At 41.6% G+C, this 24,607-nt stretch carries 22 protein-coding genes and 1 riboswitch; of the genes, 3 read left to right on the forward strand and 19 right to left on the reverse strand.

The features are described 5' to 3' along the window. Position 1: 1 nt before the first annotated feature. The 19 genes from ispG to AC0T5Z_RS10855 all read right to left on the reverse strand — a co-directional run bounded on the left by ispG (position 2) and on the right by AC0T5Z_RS10855 (position 20,627). Positions 2–1,123, reverse strand: coding sequence for a flavodoxin-dependent (E)-4-hydroxy-3-methylbut-2-enyl-diphosphate synthase (gene ispG, locus AC0T5Z_RS10765; protein WP_291333692.1), 1,122 nt, complete (start codon positions 1,121–1,123; stop codon positions 2–4). Between the two features lie 22 nt (positions 1,124–1,145). Continuing rightward, entirely contained in the window at positions 1,146–1,955 is an 810-nt protein-coding gene (locus AC0T5Z_RS10770; protein ID WP_291333694.1) for a helix-turn-helix domain-containing protein, read from the reverse strand. Beyond that, positions 1,946–2,734 carry a type IV pilus biogenesis/stability protein PilW gene (gene pilW, locus AC0T5Z_RS10775; RefSeq protein ID WP_414630567.1) on the reverse strand — a complete coding sequence of 263 codons (789 nt, stop codon included), beginning with the start codon at positions 2,732–2,734 and terminating at the stop codon, positions 1,946–1,948. Before pilW ends, AC0T5Z_RS10770 begins: the two co-directional genes overlap by 10 nt. Positions 2,735–2,809: 75 nt before the next feature. Further along, a complete protein-coding gene (gene rlmN, locus AC0T5Z_RS10780) occupies positions 2,810–4,042 on the reverse strand; it encodes a dual-specificity RNA methyltransferase RlmN (RefSeq protein WP_291333698.1) in 1,233 nt (410 codons plus the stop codon). Positions 4,043–4,178: 136 nt separating this feature from the next. Further along, a complete protein-coding gene (gene ndk, locus AC0T5Z_RS10785) occupies positions 4,179–4,610 on the reverse strand; it encodes a nucleoside-diphosphate kinase (RefSeq protein ID WP_004975092.1) in 432 nt (143 codons plus the stop codon). A 161-nt stretch (positions 4,611–4,771) separates the two neighbouring features. Continuing rightward, positions 4,772–4,972 (reverse strand): Fe-S cluster assembly protein IscX, encoded by a 201-nt coding sequence (iscX, locus tag AC0T5Z_RS10790; protein ID WP_019836293.1) that lies wholly within the window; start codon positions 4,970–4,972, stop codon positions 4,772–4,774. A gap of 100 nt (positions 4,973–5,072) precedes the next feature. Beyond that, positions 5,073–5,624, reverse strand: coding sequence for a phosphatase PAP2 family protein (locus AC0T5Z_RS10795; protein ID WP_291333705.1), 552 nt, complete (start codon positions 5,622–5,624; stop codon positions 5,073–5,075). A 25-nt stretch (positions 5,625–5,649) separates the two neighbouring features. Continuing rightward, positions 5,650–6,933, reverse strand: a complete 1,284-nt coding sequence (locus AC0T5Z_RS10800; RefSeq protein ID WP_435336984.1) for a glycosyltransferase family 4 protein — start codon at positions 6,931–6,933, stop codon at positions 5,650–5,652. A gap of 219 nt (positions 6,934–7,152) precedes the next feature. Next, entirely contained in the window at positions 7,153–7,578 is a 426-nt protein-coding gene (locus AC0T5Z_RS10805) for a hypothetical protein (RefSeq protein WP_435336985.1), read from the reverse strand. 32 nt (positions 7,579–7,610) lie between these two features. Continuing rightward, positions 7,611–9,920, reverse strand: coding sequence for a fimbria/pilus outer membrane usher protein (locus tag AC0T5Z_RS10810; RefSeq protein ID WP_435336986.1), 2,310 nt, complete (start codon positions 9,918–9,920; stop codon positions 7,611–7,613). Between the two features lie 3 nt (positions 9,921–9,923). Beyond that, positions 9,924–10,640: a fimbrial biogenesis chaperone gene (locus AC0T5Z_RS10815; protein ID WP_435336987.1), complete on the reverse strand. Its 717-nt coding sequence runs from the start codon at positions 10,638–10,640 to the stop codon at positions 9,924–9,926. Positions 10,641–10,737: 97 nt separating this feature from the next. Next, positions 10,738–11,274 carry a hypothetical protein gene (locus tag AC0T5Z_RS10820; RefSeq protein WP_435336988.1) on the reverse strand — a complete coding sequence of 179 codons (537 nt, stop codon included), beginning with the start codon at positions 11,272–11,274 and terminating at the stop codon, positions 10,738–10,740. A gap of 753 nt (positions 11,275–12,027) precedes the next feature. Next, a complete protein-coding gene (locus tag AC0T5Z_RS10825) occupies positions 12,028–12,954 on the reverse strand; it encodes a branched-chain amino acid transaminase (RefSeq protein WP_291333716.1) in 927 nt (308 codons plus the stop codon). Positions 12,955–12,988: 34 nt separating this feature from the next. After that, complete coding sequence (glnE, locus tag AC0T5Z_RS10830) at positions 12,989–15,733, reverse strand: bifunctional [glutamate--ammonia ligase]-adenylyl-L-tyrosine phosphorylase/[glutamate--ammonia-ligase] adenylyltransferase (protein WP_291333719.1); 2,745 nt, start codon at positions 15,731–15,733, stop codon at positions 12,989–12,991. A 176-nt stretch (positions 15,734–15,909) separates the two neighbouring features. Continuing rightward, on the reverse strand, positions 15,910–16,716 hold the full coding sequence (locus tag AC0T5Z_RS10835) for an enoyl-ACP reductase FabI (protein WP_019836285.1): 807 nt from the start codon (positions 16,714–16,716) through the stop codon (positions 15,910–15,912). A gap of 180 nt (positions 16,717–16,896) precedes the next feature. Continuing rightward, positions 16,897–17,889, reverse strand: a complete 993-nt coding sequence (locus tag AC0T5Z_RS10840) for a DUF2804 domain-containing protein (RefSeq protein WP_435336989.1) — start codon at positions 17,887–17,889, stop codon at positions 16,897–16,899. A gap of 201 nt (positions 17,890–18,090) precedes the next feature. Then, positions 18,091–18,612: a DUF1543 domain-containing protein gene (locus tag AC0T5Z_RS10845; RefSeq protein WP_435336990.1), complete on the reverse strand. Its 522-nt coding sequence runs from the start codon at positions 18,610–18,612 to the stop codon at positions 18,091–18,093. A gap of 145 nt (positions 18,613–18,757) precedes the next feature. Beyond that, on the reverse strand, positions 18,758–20,002 hold the full coding sequence (gene trpB, locus AC0T5Z_RS10850) for a tryptophan synthase subunit beta (protein ID WP_435336991.1): 1,245 nt from the start codon (positions 20,000–20,002) through the stop codon (positions 18,758–18,760). Beyond that, positions 19,974–20,627 carry a phosphoribosylanthranilate isomerase gene (locus tag AC0T5Z_RS10855; RefSeq protein ID WP_435336992.1) on the reverse strand — a complete coding sequence of 218 codons (654 nt, stop codon included), beginning with the start codon at positions 20,625–20,627 and terminating at the stop codon, positions 19,974–19,976. The genes trpB and AC0T5Z_RS10855 overlap by 29 nt, the downstream gene beginning before the upstream one ends. A 142-nt stretch (positions 20,628–20,769) precedes the next feature. Further along, positions 20,770–20,976: riboswitch (cobalamin riboswitch) on the forward strand. A gap of 35 nt (positions 20,977–21,011) precedes the next feature. Here AC0T5Z_RS10855 and AC0T5Z_RS10860 point away from each other — a divergent pair. The 3 genes from AC0T5Z_RS10860 (at position 21,012) to AC0T5Z_RS10870 (ending at position 24,392) form a co-directional block, all read left to right on the forward strand. After that, the gene (locus AC0T5Z_RS10860) at positions 21,012–22,838 is read left to right on the forward strand and encodes a TonB-dependent receptor plug domain-containing protein (protein WP_435336993.1); all 1,827 of its coding nucleotides are present in this window, start codon (positions 21,012–21,014) and stop codon (positions 22,836–22,838) included. Between the two features lie 100 nt (positions 22,839–22,938). After that, a complete protein-coding gene (locus AC0T5Z_RS10865; RefSeq protein ID WP_168418570.1) occupies positions 22,939–23,523 on the forward strand; it encodes a cob(I)yrinic acid a,c-diamide adenosyltransferase in 585 nt (194 codons plus the stop codon). Positions 23,524–23,678: 155 nt separating this feature from the next. Continuing rightward, positions 23,679–24,392, forward strand: a complete 714-nt coding sequence (locus AC0T5Z_RS10870; protein ID WP_435336994.1) for a glycerophosphodiester phosphodiesterase — start codon at positions 23,679–23,681, stop codon at positions 24,390–24,392. The last annotated feature ends 215 nt before the right edge of the window (positions 24,393–24,607 follow it).

Consider the following 24,607-nt stretch of genomic DNA (forward strand, 5'->3'; position numbering starts at 1 on the left):
CTTACTCAGAAAAGTTTGTACGAATAATCTCTTTAGATTTAGCTTCTTCAAGCTCTGTCACACGTTGACGAACCATGCTTTCGATTTCATCAACAAGTTGGTTGGTATCAATTAAATGGCTTTTTTCACCATTTCGATATACCAACGAACGTGGACTTGCACCCACCACACCAATATCCGCCTCTTTGGCTTCACCTGGGCCATTCACTTTACATCCAATAACCGATACATCCATAGGCGTGCGGATATCTTCCAAACGCTCTTCCAAAGCCTGCATCACAGAAATCACATTAAATTCCTGACGTGAACAGCTTGGGCAAGCAATGAAGTTAATGCCGTTTGAGCGTAAGCTTAAAGATTTAAGAATATCAAAACCAATTTTGACTTCATCTTCAGGTTCTGCCGCAAGCGAAATACGCATGGTATCGCCAATGCCTTCCATGAGCAGACCACCCAAGGCAATTGCAGACTTTACGGTACCAGTACGATAAATTCCTGCTTCAGTCACGCCCAAATGTAATGGATTATCAATTTTTTGTGACAATAAACGATAAGCATCCATCGTTAAAAACACGTTCGATGCTTTGACTGAAACTTTAAATTCCTGAAAATCTAGACGGTCTAATATATCAATATGACGCATGGCAGATTCTAGCAATGCAGCCCCTGTTGGCTCACCATATTTTTTCTGAATATCTTTTTCCAGCGATCCAGCGTTCACACCAATTCGCATAGAAATGTCATGATGTTTGGCTGCAGCCACCACTTCACGAATCTTGGCTTCCGAACCAATATTGCCTGGGTTAATCCGTAAACAGTCCGCACCCGCATCGGCAACCGCCAACGCAATTTTATAATCAAAGTGAATGTCTGCCACCAACGGCACAGACACTTGCTTACGAATTTCACCAAATGCAGCTGCGGATTCCATTGTCGGTACAGAAACACGCATGATGTCTACACCTGCATCTACACAACGCTGAATTTGTGCCACAGTTGCAGCAACATCGCAGGTTTCCGTATTGGTCATACTTTGGATGCTGATGGGCGCATCCCCACCCACATAAACAGAACCCACACGAATTTTACGGGTCGGACGGCGTTGAATTGGATTTACAATCATGATATCGCTCTACCTTGCTGTATTATCGAGATAAACGGAATTCTGCTTTTCCGTTCACCGTGTATGGCGATAATGAAATCGACTCATTATTCAAACTTAATGACACAGCAGTCGCATCATCTAAGCGAATTTGAAATGGAGCTTCGCCTTGTAAATTTAACGTAGAGGCTTGACGTCCTGTCGCCAAAACATTGCCAGCAGCGTCAACAATATGCACTGAAGTTGGACGAGAAAATTGCAAATTCAGCTGATCGCCTGAAGCAAGAGCAGTCGTGCTGCCTGTCGCATTGTCTGAAATAATTTGCACATCGGATTGCAGTACTGCAATTTCAGGTTCTGCACCCTCTTGACCAGATGACATCCAGTTTTGAATTAGCGCGACCAATGCCCACAACAACAGCAATACCGCCACAATTATGGCGATACGAGTGAGCCACTTTTTATTGCGATCACGGTTAGAGCCAGGCAGTTTTCCCATAATTTTAATGGGTGAATTGTTCAAGGCGTGATTTGGCAACAACCCTGTATCGTTGGCATAAATTTCATCAAAACGCTGAATAATGACTGAAGCATCGACCTGTAAATATTTGGCATAGGTACGATAATAACCTTTAATAAAGGTAGCTTCAGGCAAAGCGGTATATTCGTCTTGCTCTAGCGCCATCAGCGTTTTTAATGGAATTTTCAAATCTTTTGAAACATCATCCAGCTCGCGTTTTTGATTGACGCGAATTTGACGAAGGTACTCACCTGGACGTTGAACATTTCCTAATGCATGGGATACAGGCGTGGTCCCCTGTGTGGGTTGCGGTGAATTAGGATTTACTTCCATACGGCCTCAGTACTGTACTGTAATTGCAAATAACGTTGGTATTCTTGGCTATTGGGAAATAATGCACGCAGCTGGTTCACTAAAACCTGAGTTCCCAATTGATCGCCATTGGCACGTGCTAAACGAATCCCGATCCATAAGGCACGTGCACCTTGATTTGTTTGCCCCACTGCACGTACAAATTGTTCATACAGTTGTCGTGCGGGTGCAAATTGTTGTCTTAAATATAAAATTTCCGACAACTCTAACATTGAAACATAAGAATCGCGATTGGCTTGCAAGGCTTGTTTGAATGACTTTTCGGCATTCTCTATATCGCCTAGTTTCAAGTAAATACGACCTACATTTTCCAATGCTCTAAAGCGTTGATCATAACCTAGCGTTGCACCTGCAATACTGAGCTGCTCAATCGCATCATTATAGCGTTCTACTTGATATAAATACGTACCATAGTTGTTACGCGCTTGTGCATTTTTTGGGTCAGCGGCAATGGCTCGCTTAAAATAAGCATCGGCTTTTTCTAAATTCAGCTTGCTGCCTTCTTGTTGCAGCAACACGCCCATCATCATATTGGCAGCGGAATCACGTGAATCGCTTTCCAAAGCTTGATCAAGTGCGCGTTTGGCTGAATCTAAATCACCATTTTTTAAGTATTCTGCTGCCAACTGGGTACGTACTTGCACCGCTTTTTCAGGGTCTTTTTGCCCTAAGGTTGGAGCTGTGGTTTGACAAGCTGCAGCAAAAATTGCCGAAATACAAACAGTTGTAATTTGTGCGATTTTAAATACAGGCTTATTCAATGGACATCCCCTTTGCGTCTTCGTTCGATGCAAGTTACTTATCTATACAAGTCATTATCCTTGCGAGCGTATGATTTCATTTTGCGCTGCAACTTTCTTTTTCCACTGTTCGGCACGGCGGGTGCGGTCTGCCACTTGTCCGACCAATTGCCCACACGCGGCATCAATATCATCACCACGTGTCTGACGAATCGTACACACAAAACCAGCATCAGACAAAGTTTTTTGGAAAGAAATTATTCGATTTCGGCTTGAACGTCCATACGGCGCATGTGGAAATGGGTTAAATGGAATCAAATTAATCTTGCTTGGCAGGTTCTTGAGTAGTTTAATCATTTGCTGCGCATGTTCAGGATGGTCATTTACGCCATCTAACATCACATATTCAATGGTCACGTGTTTACGTGCGCTTTCGTTGCCATCTTTACCAATATAACGCTGACAAGCTGCGATTAATTGTTCCAACGGATATTTTTTATTAATAGGAACCAGTTCATCACGCAGTTGGTTATTGGTTGCATGTAAAGAAATTGCCAAAGCCACGTCAATATCTTGTGCCAATTGGTCAATTTTAGGTACAACACCCGAAGTAGATAAAGTCACACGACGCTTAGACATACCATAAGCAAAGTCGTCCAACATAATGCGCATGGAATTCAAGACGGCATCGTAATTCAGCAACGGCTCGCCCATACCCATCATCACCACGTTGGTCACTGAACGCTCACGCTCAATCACAGGCACATCTTCCATATAGGAATAGTTTGCCATCCACAACTGACCAATAATTTCGGCTTGAGTCAGGTCACGCTGAAAACCTTGTTTGCCCGTAGAACAAAATGAACAATCGAGCGCACAACCCACTTGCGATGAAATACACAGGGTTTTACGTGAGCCTGTTTTGTCTTCTGCAGGAATCAGAACGGTTTCGACCAATGAGCCTTCGCCATCACCCACACGAAACACCCACTTACGGGTACCGTCTTTAGAATAATTTTTATGCACCACTTCAGGCGCTTTAATTTCACAAATCTTTTCCAATTTTTCACGTAACTTGCCTGAAATATTGGTCATTTCGGCAAAATCTGTGACAAAAAACTGGTGAATCCATTTCATCACCTGTCCTGCACGGAACTTCTTCTCACCTAAATCTTCAAAGAATTTTTCCATTTGTGGACGTGACATGCCAAGTAGATTCACTTTCTCTGCAGTCGCAGACTGTGCAGGAGCGGACGCAGATACTTGCTGAACATCTATTGAAGATGCAGCGAGGACTTCTGTACTCATGTGTGTATACCTAAACCATGTCTAAAGATGAAAGGAGAAGCTCAAGAGGAGAGCAAAGGTTTATTCAGAAAATAAAAATCAGAGAATAAAAAACCAGATAAGCATAATAACACTTATCTGGTTTGAATACTGCGTATTAACGAGTACGTGGGCAAACTTCAGTTTGAGCAAAGAAGTAGTTTACTTCACGCTCTGCAGATGCAACTGAGTCTGAACCGTGAGCAGCGTTTTCGTCGATGCTTACAGCGAAATCTGCACGAATTGTACCTGGTGCAGCTTCTTTAGGGTTTGTTGCACCTAAAATTTCGCGGTGAGCAAGAACTGCGTTTTCACCTTCAAGAACTGACACAACTACTGGACCAGAAGTCATGAACGCAACTAGGTCACCAAAGAAACCACGTTCTTTGTGCTCTGCATAAAAGCCTTCAGCTTCAGCTTGAGAAAGGTGTTTCATTTTAGTCGCAACGATTTTAAGACCAGCTTTTTCGAAACGAGCAAAGATGTCACCGATGTGGTTTTTAGCAACTGCATCTGGTTTTACGATAGATAAAGTACGTTCAATAGCCATGATTGGCTCCTTAAGTCAATGTTGACACGAAAATTTTGCCGCATTATACCGAATAATGGGCTATTTTCTGCTTTTGATGTGTAAAAAAATTGCTTTTTTCGATATGAAGCGCATTGTGCAGGACCTTGATCGGCAAATCAATCTTGCTTCATACCGCTAAATTAACGCGCTTCATCAATCCACGCCATTTGAATGGCTTCCAAGATGCCTTCAGTCGATTTTTCAGGATCATCCTCAAATTCTGGTAAAGCACAAACCCAAGCGTGTAAATCGGTAAAACGAATCCATTGCGGATCAACATCAGGATGCGCCTCATACAACTCAATGGCAATGTCGATGCTGTCTGTCCAACGTAAACCCATGTGTATTCCCTATTCTAGTCAAGACAGCGACTACTTTAACAAATTTCGCATGGGCTGCCTGCCATTCTCCACTGAATTTTCGATTTGGTTTTATCCAGACTTATAAAACAATATTTACATAAGGCGCGGCCAAAATAATCGCACTCGCCACTGCACCGCCAATCATCGCCCCAACCGCCACATCACTCGGATAGTGCAAGCCTAAAATCATACGGGAAATGGCCACCAAAATCGTAAAAGGCAACATCAACATCAACAATACTGGCTGGATATAACCCAAAACCGTCGTGGTCATGACTGCATGCAAAGTGTGACCGGAGGGGAAGCTAAAATGATCTAAGGGACGTTCCCCCAAACGAATCACTTGGTGTACCTGATATGGGCGCGGACGGACTGTTTTTTGTTTTAAATATTTATAAATACCTGTACCAACAGAACCGCCTAATAACAGATAAATAATTTGTAAACTATAGCCAATGCCCTGCATCACCCAAGCACTTGCGAGCATGACATACCAGAACACACCGTCGCCCAAACGGCTAATGACTTTAAAAAATTGTGCCACCCGCTGAGAGTGGGAAAAATGGTTAAGATACAAACAGCCTTTTAAGTCGAGATCCAGCATTCTTATTTTTGCATTTTTAAACTTCATCAGTTCTCTCCTCTTTGGCGTATAGCTAAGATGGCATGTGTAGCTCCTTCGCCACCTGATATAACGCTTGCTCAAATTGTTGGACTGGATACTGCCAGCCAATATTTAAAGTCGCTTTGCGGGCGCGTTCGCCCATCTGTCTAAGGGTTGTAAGATTGGGAAGTCGGTGGATATGACCGACCAAGTTTTCTGGCTGACCGAGTGGACTCAACCAACCTGTTTCATTCGGTTTTATATGTAAACGTGCACAAGCATAGTCATAAGCAATGACAGGCAAGCCACTGGCCATGGCTTCTAACACGACATTGCCAAAGGTTTCGACCTGACTGGCAAAAGCAAACACATCGGCACTGGCATAGGCTTGTGCAAGTGCTGTGCCACTTAAACTACCTGTAAAAACAATATCTCCCTGAGTGTTCATAGCTTCTAAATGCTCACGGTCTGGCCCATCCCCGACAATCACCAATTTCACAGGCTGTTCAGTATTTTTTGGCATACACTGATAGGCATCAATAATAAGATTGACTTCTTTTTCAGGTGATAGACGCCCTACATACAACATCACCCGCGTGTTTTCACTGGCACCCCAGCTCGCTCTAAGTTGAGGCGAACGAAAATCTGGGGAAAAATATTCGGCATCAACACCACGCCCAACCACCACCAGAGGCCCTTGCACGCCAAACTGACGCAATGATTTTTCAGTATGACTACTTGGCACACAAGTGAGCAAGGTATTGTTATGAAACCATTTTAGATAATGCTGAATGGGTTTGAGTAAAAATGCCAAATCGAAAAAACGGCTAAAATCCTGAAAAGCAGAGTGAAAACCACTCGATATTGGAATATTTTTGGACTTTGCAATTTGTAAACTAGCTAGACCCAAAGGACCTTCAGTGACGATATGCACCACATCGGGTTGAAACTCATCTAGCGCCTGCGAAACTTTAGACCACTGTGGCCAGCCGAATTGCAAATTATGATATTTAGGAATCGCTTGGGCTTTAACTAGACATTCTTTATAGGGCTGAAACTGACCATCATGCTGTTTTTGTTCAGGGCGTATGAGCAGAATTTTATGTCCAAGTGCCTGTAAGCCTTTGCACAATTGCTGCAATGAACGTGCTACACCATTAATTTCGGGTGGCCAGGTTTCTGTCACAAGGGCGATTTTTAAACGTGGGCGGACAAGGTCTGATAGATCAGAAGTGGATTGGCTGCTTTTTTGTTTTTGATTTTGTTTGAAATAAAATTTAAACGCATCGCTGTAACGCTCTAATTTACTGCTCTGCTTTGCCAATACATTACTCATCGCCTTTCTGCTCAATTCTTATTTTATGCTCGTTAGCCTAATACAGCAGCATTGCAATAATATGATGCTTTGGTGACACGTTTGTCATTTTTTTCAATTTTAAAAAGCTAGCAACCCCCATAATTTGCTGTCATTTAGCCTAATAACACATGAAAAAAGCAAATATTCAATACCGACCTGCTCAATACATCATCTTGAGTCTGTTATAAATCAAAACATCTAAAACAGTAAGTTAACATATAACTCATCGGTATAGCGTCCTGCTGGCGTTGTCAAACTCGGCTGTTCATCTAACTGTACCGCTACACTGTATTTATGCCCTGATGCAGAAGTCTGTCCTTCAATTGGTGTGTTCCACAGATTATTTTTTGCACCCATAATGCGCATACTGGTCCGTAAACGGTGAGCACCATTATTCACAAAACTGCTGCCGTGCTTGTCCCGTAAATTACGACTACTAAACTGAATGCTATAACCCCGATCACAGTGCACATTAAAACTGGTTGCCGTCTGACTACGGTATTGAGCGCTCATTTGCAATAAAGACTCACTCACCGAACCAATGGTGCAGGCCTGTGCAGGAACACAGACCCAACAGCCACACAACAACAGGCTTATTTTTTTTACGATCTCTAATCTTTTCATTTTTCTCACCCTCACTCATCATGCTGACATGCTTACTGACAAATCAAATCCATTTGCGTTGTTTGCGGAACCGTGCCAGCTTTAACTTGAGGTACTTCAAGCTGGCTATGGCAAATCTTTCCACCTTTGGTTTTGACTTTTAGCGTATAGCTGCCGGGTTTCACACCATATAAATGTACATTTCCATCACTGCCCACAGGTACAAACTCAGTGGTATCACGACTTAAATACACCTCACTTCCCTGCACAAACGGCTGCTGATCAGCTGTAAGTAAACGTAATATAATCAATCCTGTACGCTGCACAGGAAAATTCACTTTATAACCACGTTGATTCATACCAATCACTTTTTGGCTTGAATATTCAAAGCTGTCATACATGTCTAACTGGTCTTGATCAAAAGACACGTCGTAATTGACGTAAGGTACAATGTCATGCACAAACACATAGCCTTTTTGATTGGTTTTGCCGACTGGTGTTAAAGCCCGTTGTACTTCTACATTTGGAATATCACCGACATTTACCAATGCAAAGGCATTGTCTACGTATTTGGTCATGGCCCATTTTCGATCTAACCAAACCACTGCACCCTGATAATTGGCTTGACTATAACTAAAGCGCTCGCTTTCATCGTGGCTTAAATATAAATTGCCCATCGGCATTTTCAGGGCTGTATAAGCATTTACACCAATATCCCCTTCAGCTTGCTGATGGCGCACAGCAAGCGTGTAATCCACACCATTTTGAGTTAGGCTGCTTTGCGCATAACGTAACTGGGTTTGTTCTTCAAAATTATGTGAAAGCTGCGCACTGCGGCGTTGGTCAAATTGATAATTCAGCGTTAAATAGGCTCCGTCGCTATCCTGCATTTTCAAGTCTTTATAATAAGAAAACGATATTGAGGTTTGACGTCCCAACATACGAGAAAAACCGACTGTAAGCATTTGGCTATCTGTAAAACTATTATTTGCATTTGGATGATAACGGCGCTCAAGATAATTCACATTTAAGGTGTTGATTAAAGGAATATTAAAAATACTGACATAAGCTAAATTGTCGTATTCCACTGTTTGCGTCGTATTGCTATATCCCAAACCGCGATATTCAGGACTGTAGTATTTATGACTTGCACCAAGCGCAATCCAACTTCCACTCCGGCTTAGCGAAGCGCCAAAGGTATAGCCATCGCCCCAATCACTGTGACTAGAAGCTGCATGCGTATCTAACAAGGCATATTTGTTGATAGCTTGCGTCCATAACAAACCAACATTTTGCACATCCTTGCTGTAACTTAAATTAGTGCCTAAGGTCGTGCTGTCAGTAATCCCGCGTCTGAAATAAAGGTTGCCAAAAAACTCACGATAATCATCTGACACGTAGTCATAGTCATAACGCAACTTGCCTGCAGAAAAGTTATATTCATTTAACCCAGGTTTGAGTAATTGCGTGGTGACATAGACAGGAAAGGATTGCACGGTACGGTTACCCAATACATCTTCCACCACCACCTGCGCCTCACCCGACTGCTGAATATTGGCACCTGTATTTAAGCTATAGTGTCCAGGCGTAACCTGTTGTTGATATAAATTGATACCATTAATGTATAAATCGACTGTGGATGGCAGTACAGCACTCCCCCTTAAGGTGGGTACATTCCAATAAATAAAATCTGGATAACTACTAAAATTTGAACCAAAAGATACACCGCCAAATCTAAATGTATCTAATAATGGATTATAAACACTTGTGTTATCACCCAAGGTTAAACGCTGATAACGTGATGGAAACTCTATTTCAAAACTGGTATTCAAACGCAGTAGCTTATCTTGATCTTGTTCTACCTCTTTGCGATACATCATGGCATTTTTAAAAATCCAGTAATCTTTAAAAATACCAAGCTCCGCCAAGCCATTTATTTCATTGTAATTATCATAACGTGCATACAGCACATCATAATTTAAAAAGCCACCCAAGTCCGCTTTTGAGGGAATCGCATGCGTTTGGGTAAATTGTGCATCAATAAAATAGCTGGCTGGTACAGTCAGTTTAATGGCTTGCAGCGCAGCGTCTTGCACGGACTGAATTTCATTGGTGCTTACAGAACAGAACTGAGTTTGTGCGCTGTGTTTTTGTAAGCGCTCTTGCAGCAAACCCAATTGTTGCAAGACTTCACATTCCATATAACGTTGCCCGTCCTGCTGCAATACTAGACTTTCAACGACACGATCAACGCCATTTAGCCAGACACTATTTAATACCATTTCAGGCTGAGCAGCAGCGGCTTGTAATGGTATCCCCCACAGGACACTTTGCAGCGCAAAAAACAGTCGAGTTCTATGCATGATTTAGCCCTTCATTTTCAACTCAATGGCTTGCTCACTTTTATCTGTTTCAAGTTTGAGTATGTAATTTTTCAAATCACTCAGTTTGATTTGCCCCATATCAAAGCTGTGCTTTTGTTGATTCAACAAATATTTCATTTCACGAGTAGTTGCGACAGGTTGTTTTTGTTGATTCAAAATACTGATTGAAGAAATTTGCACATGCGATCCAGCATGATTTTCTATCTCTAAAAATAAATGATCATTTTGATAACGCGGGGTTGCTGTTACCTGAATGGCTTCTTGCTTACCCACAAATAAAGGAACAGAAATTGTGAATAAAAATTGTAAGGCGTCTTCTTCCACTACAGGAGCAATTTCTTTAAAAACAATGCGCCAAGTTTTTTCTTGCGCCATTTCTTCCTTCGAAAGTGGTCGGCTAAAACCTACACGAATAATTTGTTGCGTATTAGGTTGTAAAACAAAGTTTTTTGGATTAATTAAAAGGTCTTGATCTGGCTCTAGTACATCTTCACCCTGAGCATTTTGCGTCCATTTATAGGCAAACATTTCAAAGCTTTTCGGTTCGGTAAGATCAGTGGCTTCCATCACAACCGTTGCACTGCGTTGTCGTGCTTTATCGCCCAAATACATTTGTGTAGGTGAAATCACCATGTTTGCATAAACAGCTTCTACACATAAGCAACTTGCAATCAGCATATATTTCAATAATCGTTTCATGCTTCCCCCAGCAATGTCTTATTTTGTATTTATTTAGACTAAAAAGTTGACTCCACCCATCGGCAAAGCCAACTCATTCAGATTGAGTTCAAACGTATTAGAATGACACTCGAATGTTGTATTTATCGGTATAAGTACCCGCTGGTTTAGAAATACCTACGCTGTCACTTTTAACAAAGACATTGTAAGTGTTCCAGCCATTGCTGCCTGGCGCAATATTGGTTTGCTGATCATTTAACTTAATCACAGACGATGAACCCGTACGCTTGGTTTCAACGGTTAAGCCCACGGCATGGCTACCTGATTTAGCTTCAGATTTGGTTGTTTTGCCTCCACCAACACGGTTGTCGGTATCGACTAATAAGTTGTAGTCTGCATTCGCTCCAACCAAAAATTGACCTGAAGCTTCTGCACCATCTTTTAATGAGATACTTGGTGTTTTCACTTTCAGCTCACAACGCTTAGGTACAGTCACTTGAATTGGTATACTTCCTGTGCAAGGCCCTTCGTTACATACTGGGGTTGGCTTAGGGTCTGGTTTAGGACCGTGATTGCCGCCACCACCTGCCATTGTTACCGTTGAAAAAGCGCCGAAAACCACCACAGCTGCAGCTGTTTTAATAAATTTAGACATTTCATTTCTCCATAACTCTTATAAAAAACCATTTTTTAATCATTCACTCGCTTGAGATATCGTTAGAATTATTGAAACTCAATCCTTAGCAAGCTTCTTCATTTTAGGTATTTCTCACAAAAAACCATCTATACGCGCTATTTCACACAATATTGAATAAACCTTGAATTTCAGTAAATTAGGATGATTAAAGTACTGTTTTAAATGACATCACAAAAAACTAGGGAGCAGCTCACTCCCTAAAATTTGTGACCCAAATTTTAGGGATAATAAAAAAATATATTTCTTAACTTCTAGATTAAGATTTTGTTTTTATGGAATTTTTACTTTAACTTCATTTTAACTTTTGTTACATTTTAAGTCGGTTTATTTTTAACTGAATGGTTAAATTCTCATTTTTAGTCCATTTTTTACTATACTTTTCACATATTTGATTCGCTATCTCCTATCACATTCGACAGACTGAGCGCTTTTTAACATCAAATCTCACCAATTACAGGGATTGCCTCTCGCTATAAAAAACCTATGTTTTGAGCAACTAAATTTATCGTTAAGATCAAATTTGCACATCACTAACTCAACGAAGAAATAATTGATTATTCATTTATATCGCTAACGTGAGTGATAAATCTTGCTCGATGTTTAGCGAGCTCATAAGGTAATAGCAGACAAAATAAAACCCCATTCAAGCACTGCCTGAATGGGGTCATCACACCTGAGTCAATTCTCTTCACCCAGGCACGCAAGCGTGACTCATTTAACGTAAGTCAACCAGTGTGCATATTTGTCATTCTTACCTTGAACTGCATCAAAGAAAGTTTTTTGAATTTCAGTGGTAATTGGGCCACGTGAACCACAACCAATCACACGGTCATCATATTCACGAATTGGGGTGACTTCCGCTGCTGTACCTGTAAAGAAGGCTTCATCGGCAATGTAGAATTCATCACGTGTAATACGGCGTTCAACCACCTCATAACCCAAGTCTTTAGCAATGGTGATCACTGTTTGACGCGTAATACCATCTAAAGCACCGCCTGCGATGTCTGGTGTGTGTAAAACGCCATCTCTAATTAAGAATACGTTTTCACCAGAACCTTGGCATACATAACCTTGTGGGTCCATCAACATGGCTTCATCATAGCCTGCTTGCGCGACTTCTTGGTGTGCAAGAATAGACAAGGTGTAGTTACCTGAAGCTTTGGCTTTACACATAGTCACGTTTGGATGATGGTGCGTAAATGATGAAGTTTTAACGCGAATGCCTTTAGCCATTGCCTCTTCACCCAAGTATGCCCCCCAACCCCAAGCCGCAACCGCAGCATGAATGGTGTTATTGGTTGCAGCAATACCCAGTTTTTCAGAACCAATCCAGATTAAAGGGCGTAAATAGCACGATGAAAGTTTGTTTTCACGTACCACATCAATTTGCGCCTGTTCTAGAGCTGCTTGATCAAATGGTACTTTCATTTGATAGATTTTTGCAGAGTTTAACAAACGCTTAGTATGGTCCTGAAGACGGAAAATCGCAGTTCCGTTTGGCGTTTCATAAGCGCGGACACCCTCAAACACACCCATACTGTAGTGTAAGGTATGCGTTAAGACGTGAATTTTTGCATCACGCCAGTCAACCAATTGTCCATCTTGCCAAATAAAACCATCACGATCAGCCAAATTCATGGCACACACTCCAAATGTTTATACAATAGTCATTTTAATCCAACGCAGACATTGCAGTCGGATCAATTAATCTTTGCCATAACTTGCAAACGACCTCACGGGTATCGTACCAGTCCGCAGCATTGACTTGCATGGATTGATTTGCAAGGGCTAAGCGGTGGCTTTCGGCTCGTTCACGGAGATAAGCTTGAATCAATGCTGTCGCATCGTCGCTGGATAAGCAACCTGTTTTTGCGGCATCTTCAAGGATTCTTACGTTGTCGGAATAATGGGCGAGATCAGGATTCGACCCACTCCAGGCTAATACCGCATACTGTGCCATAAATTCGATATCAACGATACCACCTGCATCCTGTTTTAAATGAAAAATTCCATCTTTTTTTTGCTCTTTAGATGAACCCAAATGATCTTTCATTTTTTGACGCATTTTCAGCACTTCGCTGCGGACATAAGCTTCGTCACGCGGCTGGGTTAAAATCTTACAACGCAACACTTCAAACTTGTCACGTAAATCTTGATCTCCCGCAATACTGCGCGCACGCACCAAAGCCTGATGCTCCCACAGCCATGCACTTTTCAGTTGATATTGCTCAAAGGCCCGTAAACTGGTCACCAATAAACCCGCATCTCCCGAAGGACGTAAACGGGTATCGACATCATAAACGCGACCATCTAAAGTTTGCGTGGTCATTAAAGATACAAATTTACGCGCTACCCGCATGGCAAATTCAAAGCCACTGATGGGTTTAATACCATCAGTATCGGCCTGTTCATCCATGTTGTGAATAAAAACTACATCTAAATCTGAGCCGTAACCCAGTTCAATGCCACCCACTTTGCCATAACCAATAATGGCAAAAGCGTTATGCTCTAAACCACAACGCTGCCCTTCACTGTCTAGTGGATAACCATGCTTTTTGACAATCATTTGATAGGCTAGTTGCAGGGCTGCATTTGCGGTCACTTCGGCAATATCAGTTAAAGCATCTGACACTTTCATTAAGTGACTTTCTGCTAGTACATCGCTCGCTGCAACGGTCAATACGTTGGATTTTTTGAATAAACGTAGCACCCGCATGAGGTCTTCGACTTCATCCAGTTCAATGCGCAACAATTGTTGGCGCAAAGAATCTTCCAAATCGCTGCGTTTTGGCAATTCAAAATCCATAGACAAAAACTCATCTAGCAACACAGGATATTGCGTCAATTCTTCACAAATCCATGGGCTGACCGTGGCCATTTTCACCAAGCGTTGTAAAGCGCCCTTACTCTCAATCAACATGACCAAATACACGGAACGACGCAGTACAGATTCAACCAATGGCATTAAACGCATTAGCGCCATCTGTGGGTTTTCCGACTGTAACACCGCCTCAATCAGGTGTGGCCAAAAGGTTTTTAAACGCTGCAAAGCTTTGGCGGTGAGTTTTTTAGTGGCATGTCCATACCAGAACTCATGCACTAAATTTTTCGCTTGGTCGTCCAATACCGCATCGAGCTGTTTTTCTAGCTGACTGTAATTTTCCAGCAAAGAATCGGGTTCATTTTCTTTAATTAAATGTTCAAACTGATAAATGACTTTGGCACGTTTTTCATTTAGGGTCTGCATAAAGCTATCCCAATCGGCAAAGCCCAAAGTATCGCTAATGCGTGCACGTAACTCAGGTTCGGTTGGTAAAGCTTGGCTTTGCTGATCATTCAAGGCTTGAATGGCATGTTCAACTCGGCGTAGGAATAAATAAGCATCTTCCAAATCAAGTACGGCTTGCGGTTCTAGCAATTCGGCTTCGCCCAAATGGCGCAAACTCACCAAACACTGGCGATCTTGTAATTCTAGTTTTGAACCACCGTAAATTAGCTGAAAAACCTGCACAATAAATTCAACTTCACGAATTCCACCTGCGCCCAATTTAATATTGTCTTCGATATTACGGCGCTGCACTTCGCGTTCAATCATAGCTTTCATTTCGCGCATAGCTTCGAAGGCGGTGTAATCGACATACTTGCGGAATACGAAAGGTCGGGTCATTTGCAGTAATTCATGACCTTCTTGCCCGCCTGTGATAATACGTGCCTTAATCCAAGCATAGCGTTCCCATTCACGTCCATGCTGACTTAAATATTTTTCCAATGCCACGTGGCTAATTGCCAATGCTGAACCATCGCCCCACGGACGTAAACGCATATCGACACGAAAAACAAAACCATCGGCGGTGATATGATCTAATAGATAGATCAGTTTTTGTCCCCATAAGATGCAGAATTGCTGCACTTCAATACACTTGCGTCCATTGGTTTCACCTTGTTCATCAAAGGCAAAAATCAGGTCGATGTCGCTGGATAAATTCAATTCCTGCGCACCATGCTTGCCCATGGCGACCACAATCAGGTCTTGGACTTTGCCGTTATATCCCATCGGTTCGCCATGCTTGGCAACCAACGGAATCCGCGCAAAATCTTTGGCAACTTGCACACAAATATCGGCAAAGTCTGAAAGTTCCTGCGTCAACGTCACCACATCGGTGAGTTGGTTGGCATCTTGCCAAATCCAGCGAAACATTAAACGCGCGCGTAAAATTCGCAGGGTTTTCATCCACAAGGTTTCATCTTGAATGTCTTGTAAAGTCGAAATTACCAGTTGATGAATATAGTCTGCGCTCAGCGGTTTTAGAAATTGGTCAATTGCATAATCCTGCTGTAACAGGCTTTCGTGATTTGCCAAAACTTGTTCTGCATATTGACTGGCATGTAACGTTTTTTGCAATTGTTCCGCATTCATTTTTAAGACCTAAAACCCAGTTTTATTTTGAAATATTGTCAACTCATCTATTTATAGCAGCAGACGTGCCAAAGAAGAAAATAAAATTACCGCAATCTATAAAATACCTCTTACTTAAAATGCAGCGATAAAAAAACCGAAGTCTAAACTTCGGTTCTATCTGCTTGATGCAATGCCTATTCAGCATCTAGCATTAATTCTGCACTCATACCCACGGTGTTAAAACCTGCATCGACATACAGAATTTCACCGGTAATACCATTGGCCCATGGTGAACAGAGGAATAGTGCAGCATTACCGACATCTTCAATGGTCACGTTGCGTTTTAAAGGTGCAACTTTTTCATTCAGGTCTAACATTTTACGAAACGATTTAATACCTGAAGCTGCAAGCGTACGAATTGGTCCTGCAGAAATTGCATTTACACGAATACCTTCAGCACCCAAACTTGAAGCCAAGTAACGTACACCCGCTTCTAAAGATGCTTTTGCCATACCCATGACGTTGTAGTTTGGCATCACGCGCTCAGAACCTTGATAAGTCAAAGTCAATAAGCAACCTTGGCGTGCTTGTAATAATGGTTTTGCAGCACGTGCCATCGCAATAAAGCTATAAGCACTAATATCATGCGCAACTTTGAAACCATCACGATCTGTAACATCGGTAAAGTCACCGTCTAAAGTATGCGCAGGTGCAAAACCAATCGAGTGAACCAAACCATCCAAACCATCCCAGTGCTTTGCCAAGTCAGCAAAAGCTTGCTCAATTTCTGCATCTACACCTACATCGCAAGGCAATACAATGCTTGAGCCAAATTGTGCAGCGAAGTCATCAACACGTTTTTTGAGTTTTTCATTCGGATAAGTAAATGCTAATTCTGCACCTTCACGATGCAATGCTTCTGCAATACCAAATGCGATAGATAATTTACTTGCAATACCAGCAATTAAAAAACGCTTACCCGCCAAAAGACCTTGTGCCATGTGAAACTCACCTTGATATATTTCGCAGTATCATGCCAATTCTGAACGCATAGTGAAATTGCATAATGCGACTTTTTTTGCAGATTATGTAAAAACTCAATGGCGTTTCAATTGAGTGGTAGATGAAATCACAGGATTGATCTGCAAGTGGTGACGTACAATCTTAGTTAAAAACCTGCCCTACCACTTGGCATAATGCTGTTCAAGCAAGCCGTATTCGTTTAACAAAATAATTTCGGTGCCATTTTGTTGAATAGTACCGCTAATTTTGGCTTGCCATTGGCTAAACTGACTGCCGACTAGACGCAAATTCAAGTTTTCATAACGGCGCCAACCAGTACTAACAGTTAAATTCAAGCGATGATCCAGTGAACGAATACTCCACGAACCATCATCTTCAAGTTGGAACAACACATCTGTTAATGGATACAGCACCCCATTAATCCACAAACAGTTTTCATTGCCAAAACTTTCATTCACTCCAGACGCCAGATTCAAGCCTACACGACGGTTTTCGGTACCCCAGAAGTTACACGACAACCAAAACCATGCCGTTTCAGGACGTAAAAACCCGCAGGTGTCATCTAAAGAAGCAAAGGTGCGTTCATGGAATTGAATGGTTTGTCCGGTTTTATTGACAAAATAGCCTTCACAGCCGAGCGTGGTCAGTTTTTGGGTGTAAGTCCAACCATTAATACCCGTTGGGCTACACATACTCAGCGGGTCTGTGCCTGCACAAAATATCCGCGCACTGAGTTTTATTTCACCGTATTTGGTCACGCGGATATAACGCACACCATTGGCATGTTGAATTTCAATTTGAAATGGCGATTTTTCAAAAAAACTTTGATTAAATAACGGTTGCTCATCTAAAACAGTATTACGCGATAATAAATTAATCGCATTCCATTCCTGTACTTCTCCCGTCATGTGATTATAAATATAGACAAAACCGTGCCCTGCCCAAGCAATATCGGCAATCGCAAGCCCAATGGTATAGTGTTCGTGTTGAATACTACAAAATTTAAACTTTTTATATTTTAATCGCTTACGCCAACCTGACAATACCTCACCATACGGTGATTTATATTGGTAAGCCTGATAATCAATTTTTTTGGGAAGTTCACTAAAGCGTCCATAATGCGGTTGTCCATTCGCCTGAATTAAATCCATTGAAGACATTCCCTGTTGTCTAAAAACAATTCATCTTTGGTCGTATTATGCCTACAAATGCATGTACAAAAAACCCGCAGCTTATGATTTTGTTCAAAAAACTATAAAAACATAGATTGTTTTACCATTTTAAGGCCTGAGCGCTTACTAAATATACAAAACATAAATTAATCTATTTCTGCCTCAATATTCTGAATACTTTTAAGCATCAGCCTTCAAAGTCAGATAGGTATTTTCCCAGCGATTGCCTGAAAATGACCCTTCAACCAATTGCACATAGCGACCATGCACCTGATCTATCGCAATACAATCATCCACTTCTAATACCCGATCGGTATGTTGTTTTTGCCAGTGCTGAGCAAAATAGGCTTTACCACGCTGTTTTGCCACCATTGGGTTTTGCGCCACCACCAAAACATAACGATGTAACTCACCAAACTCTCGCGGATCATATCCACCTAAATTAATTAAATACAGTCGGTTTTCTACCTGATTCGGCTGCGCATCGGTAAATTTTAAATAGTAAGATTTGCCTTCAAACGCAACACCATTAATTTGCGCCCATGCATCAATATGCAAACCTTTCGGCTCTGCAAACCAAGCCTGCTTGAGTTGAGGATAGGTTTCTTCTAAAGCATCACCCACTGCAAGTACCACATCATGTACTTCGGTATTGGCCCGTGCATGACGCCCACCCAACATGACAATAAATAAACTTGGCATACCCATCCCCTACATAATTTTTAGCTTTAATGGTTTTAAAGTAGCGAGAATTTTTAAATGATCCAATTAAAAAATCGTGCCGAATTGCTTCAGCACGATTAAGGAATTGAAAATCTAGCCTGCTCTATTTCGAGCATGTGGCAATTTACATATCTACCATTTCTACGCCATCTAAACGTGCAACAGTCATTAAGTCTTTATCACCACGACCTGAAACGGTCGCAATAATGATTTGGTCTTTATCCATAGTTGGCGCAAGCTTGGTGACATACGCCATCGCATGTGAACTTTCCAATGCAGGAATGATCCCTTCAATACGGGTTAGGTCACGGAAACCTTGCAAAGCTTCTTGGTCATTGATTGGCACATAATCGACACGGTGCATATCTTTTAAGAAGCTATGCTCTGGCCCTACACCTGGGTAATCTAGACCTGCAGAAATAGAATGGGTTTCAATAATCTGACCTTGCGCATCCGACATTAAATAAGTACGGTTACCGTGCAATACGCCTACGTGTCCTGCATTCAATGGCGCAGAGTGTTTGCCTGTTTCAATGCCCAAACCTGCAGCTTCGACACCGTACATTTTCACTTCGGCATCGTTCAGGAATGGATAGAACAAGCCCATCGCATTGGAACCACCACCAACACACGCCACAAGTGCGTCAGGTAAACGACCTGCCTGCTCCTGAATTTGACGACGTGCTTCACGACCAATAATTGACTGGAAATCACGTACCAATTGTGGATATGGGTGTGGGCCAGCGACTGTACCAATCACGTAATATGTAGAGTCAACATTGGTCACCCAATCACGCATGGCTTCGTTCATGGCATCTTTTAATGTTTTAGAGCCACTTTCCACAGGTACAACAGTTGCACCCAATAAACGCATGCGATACACGTTCATGGCCTGACGTTTGACGTCTTCTGCACCCATGAACACTACGCACTCTAAACCTAAGCGGGCTGCAATCGTTGCGGTTGCCACACCATGCTGACCAGCGCCTGTTTCGGCAATAATGCGTTTTTTACCAGACAACTTTGCCAGTAATGCCTGACCAATGGTGTTATTCACTTTATGTGAGCCAGTATGGTTCAAATCTTCACGTTTTAAGTAAATTTGCGCACCACCCAACTCTTTTGACCATCGCTCAGCATAATACAAAGGACTAGGACGACCTACATAGTAGGCGAGATCGCGGTCGAATTCTGCCAAAAACTGCGGATCATCTTTCATGCGGAAATACAGTTTTTCTAAATCTTGTAAAGCCGCCATCAGCGTTTCTGACACAAAACGTCCGCCATGGATCCCAAAATGCCCTTTTGCATCTGGGAATTGGGTATAGTCAATCACTGAGTTATTGTGATTTGTACTTTGCTGATCCACGTTGGACTCCTTGCATGAAGCTTTCTATGAGTTGTTGGTCTTTAATACCTTTTGCTGACTCTACCCCACCACTGACATCAACAGCATAGGCTTGAGTCGTCTGTATTGCATCTTCAATATTTTCAGGGTTTAAACCACCCGCCAAAATTAAAGGAATATCGAGTTTGGGGAAATTTGACCAGTCAAAACTGTGTCCTGTTCCACCTTTCAATTCTGGATGCCACGCATCTAAAAGTACTGCGCTTGCCCCTGCCTGTTGAAAGCGTTGAACTTCTGCAACTACATCCAGTTCAGGTTTCACTTGAATGGCTTTATACCAGCGACGCCCAACCTGTGCTGCAATCGCCTGACAGTCTTCTGGTGTTTCATCGCCATGAAACTGAATAATATCCAGTGCCACTTGTTTTAACACATCCGCAATATCATCCGCAGTGGCATTCACAAAAAGTCCAACAGTTTGCACATAGGCAGGCACATGTCGAATCAATTCTTTAGCTTGAACTGCACTGACATGGCGTGGACTAGGCGGGAAAAATACAAAACCAATTGCATCTGCCCCTGCATTGACCACAGCTTGAATATCTTGGCTACGGGTAATCCCACAAATTTTGGCACGGGTTCGCATAGGTTATAACTCTGGCTCAACCCTATTTATAGCTGATCTATAAATAAAGGGCGAATCATTGTAATGCAATTTTTTCGCCTTGCGTAAAGTTCATCCTGAAAAATCTTTACATAGATTGTTTAATTCGCATACAAACCTTATACTTCGCCCAAATGCAATAAGTCTGAGCACTATGCTTTAGGGAAGTTGGTGAGAGTCCAACACTGCCCCCGCAACGGTAAAACGAAACGTATATCTTTATAAGTGTTTGCACTTACATCACTGCACTCGTGTGGGAAGATGGATATACCAATATTGTTCGCAATATTTATATTTAAGTCCGGAGACCTGCTTATTGCGCCATTTAACTCAATCATTCACGGGGGGTGAATGTATGGAGCCAGCATGCCAAATTTATTTCAGCCTACAGCTTTAGTGGGCGCAATCGCTATTGCGATGGGTTTCTCCGCAACAGCATCTGCACAAGACAGTATTAATACATCTTTAGATACATTGGTTGTCACTGCAACACGTTCTGAAAAAAAGATTAAAGACGTTCCTGCCCGTATTTCTGTAATTTCAAAAAGTGAAATCGCAAAAAATCCAGCCCTTAACTTAAATGATCTAGTCAAACAAGATGCCGCATTAAATGTTGTTCAAACTGGCGGTCTTGGGCAAACAACTTCCATTTTCACCCGTGGTACAAATTCAAATCATACTTTAGTACTTAAAGATGGTGCTGCTTTAATTGAAGGAATTAACGGTAAAAATAATACCGAACTTTTAGATTTATCTGACATTAGTCAAATTGAAATTCTTAAAGGACCAGCTTCGGTTCAATATGGTTCTGATGCAATTGGTGGGGTAATCCAATTACTGACAGATACCCCAGAAAAAAATAGTGCATTCATTACTGGCTTATATGGTGAGAACAACACATATAAAGCACTGGTAGGATTAGATCTAGCTCAAGATGGTTTTTTTGCTCAAATTCGTGGTCAACGCTTAGAAAGTGACGGTACAGAAATCTTAAATACACAGAATAATGACCAAGCGAGCTATGACCAAAAAGGCTATAGCGCTAAGATTGGATACAAACAAGATAATTTTAAAACAAACGTGTCTATTAGTGAAAATGAAGGAATCAATCACTATTTAGACTATTCTACAGGTACAAATACGGCTAAACGTGATTTTAAAAATCAATTGATCAATTGGAATGGCCTATACCAATTCACAGATGCATTAACATTAAATGCCCGCTATTCAAATTATCAAGATGAAGCAACTTATATTGAAACATATTCTTATGCCTATGATAGTGAGCGCAATGAAGGTGACATCAATTTAAATTGGAAGTTCACTCCAAAACAAAACATTTTGTTCGGTGTATCAACGCAAGATACCGATGTGACTTATGATTACCTATCTGGGAAGAAAAACCTTGGATCTACAGGGTATTACTTACAACATCAATATAATAATGCGGGCATACACACTCAAGCAGGTATCCGTTTAGAAGATGATGATCAATTTGGCCAACACACTGTAGGGCAAATAGCTGGGCGTTTACAAATTGCCCCGTTGACAAGTATTTATGCCAATATTGGCTCTGCATTTAAAGCGCCAACAGCCTATCAGTTATATGCTGGTTTTTATGGAAATCAAGATCTCAAACCAGAAGAAAGTATTTCTTATGAAATTGGTCTAGATCAACAACTTAACTATGGTTTAAGTGCAAATGCGTCTGTGTATTACACTAAGGTTAAAAACCTAATTGGATCAAATGCTTCATGGCAATATGTCAATATTGATGATGCCAATATGACTGGTGGTGAGCTCGGACTAAATTGGAAAAAAGATCAACTTTTTACATCTGCTGAATATGCTTACGTAAAAACAGAAGATGAATCTACTGGGTTTGAACTCGTGCGTCGTCCACGTCAAACCTTTACCTTTACAGCAGGATATGATGACGGAACTTATGGTGTAAATACTGCTCTTGTTGCTCGTTCTCATGCAAAAGCTCAAGCAAGCCAAAACTCCGTTAAAATTCCTGGCTATGCAACGATTGATCTCAATGCATTTTGGAATGTAAATCCAAATATCAAATTGTTCACCAATATCCAAAACATTGGTGATGTGAAATACAAAGCAGTCTACTCAAGCACTGATACTTGGTACATCAACGGCGGCCGTCAAGCCTCTGTAGGAGTCACTTTCCGTTATTAATTTAACGCAATGGCTCAAAAAACAATTTAAAACAGCGCAGTTTATGGATAATGTTTTGACCGACATTATCCTTTTTTTCATTTTTTAGGCAGGACAAATTATGGGCCACCGTTTAAGTAAAATTTATACCCGCACAGGCGACTCAGGTACAACAGGACTGGGCGATGGCTCACGTGTTGCCAAAGACGACTTACGCATTCATGCACTGGGTGATGTCGATGAACTCAATGCCTGCATTGGCGTATTGCGCTCACAAATTACACATAGCAACATTCAAGACAAAAACACTTGGGACAAATCGCTTAGCCTGATTCAGCACTGGCTATTCGATTTAGGCGGTGAAGTCTGTATCCCCAATTACCATCTCGTACAACCACTTGCGATTGAGTTCCTAGAACAAGACATTGACCGCATGAATGAAAGCCTGCCAATGCTCAAAGAATTTATTCTGCCTGCAGGTACATTGGCATGCAGTTATGCACATCAAGCCCGTGCCGTATGCCGCCGTGCAGAACGCAGTTTAATGACCGTCCACAACCGTGATCAAAATATTCAAGCACCGTCTTTGCAATTACTAAATCGACTGTCTGACTGGCTATTTGTCGCATCGCGCAGCTTGCAACGCGCCGAAGGTGGCAGCGAAGTACTTTGGCAAAAAAATATCAATGACAGCATTAGTAACTGACATCGGAAACTAAAATAAAGTCCTGATTTTACATCTAAAAAATCACAGCAGATGGTGCTTGAATTTTCACACCATCTGACCAAAATAAGAGTTGTCATCCCTCTGTCACGTCGTACTTGCAAAATGAAAGCAAACCTTCAATTCATGGGCACATTATGCGCATAATTGGTCATCGCGGTGCGCGTGGCGAAGCACCTGAAAACACGCTTGGTGGTTTTGAATATATTCAAAATATTGGTATTCGTGCCGTCGAATTTGATGTGCGTCAACTCAAAGACAATGCCTTGGTGGTTATGCATGATGATCAATTCATCCGCACCACAGGACAAGACAAAGCGTTGTATGAATGTAGTCTGGAAGATTTAAACCATTATAACCATGCGGTGATGTGGTCAGACTGGAATAAAGTTGAAACCACGCCCCTACTCAATCAAACCATGAGCATTATTCAAAATTTTGATCATATTGAAGTAGAAGTTAAAGCAGTCGACTCGCATGCCGATGCCGAAAAAATTACCCAAAGTTTAGAGCAACATTTACAGGGTTTTGAACACAACGCCATCATCACCAGTTTTGATCCAAAAATTCATTGGGCCTTGCAACAACAAAAATCACGCTTTAAACGCGGTTTATTGGTTGAAGATAATTTGCAATATCAGGCCATTGACCAGGCTTTAGCATTTGGCTGTTGCCAAATTGGTTGGATGAATGAACTCGCAACTGATGCACTCATTCAGGCCACACAACAAGCCAAACTGAATATCAGCGTTTGGACAGTCAACCAAATTGAACGTGCCAAACAACTTAAAGATTTGGGTGTTCAGGGTTTAATTACCGATTATCCTAAACTGATGATGCAACACTTGTGAGCGGCACAACCTCAAGTATTTTGATGGATAAATGATTGATTTATCGTGCTTGTTTGGTTGCCGTATACTCTATTTCCGTAAAATCTCGCAGATACCATTATATTCTGTTACCACCCAGTACAATACAACTGTACAATAATACTGTGATCGTGAATACGCTCATGCTAATATGCGAAAAAATTAATCCCCATATAACTTAATACTATGATTTCAAT

It is taken from the genome of Acinetobacter pengchengensis (assembly GCF_982235305.1).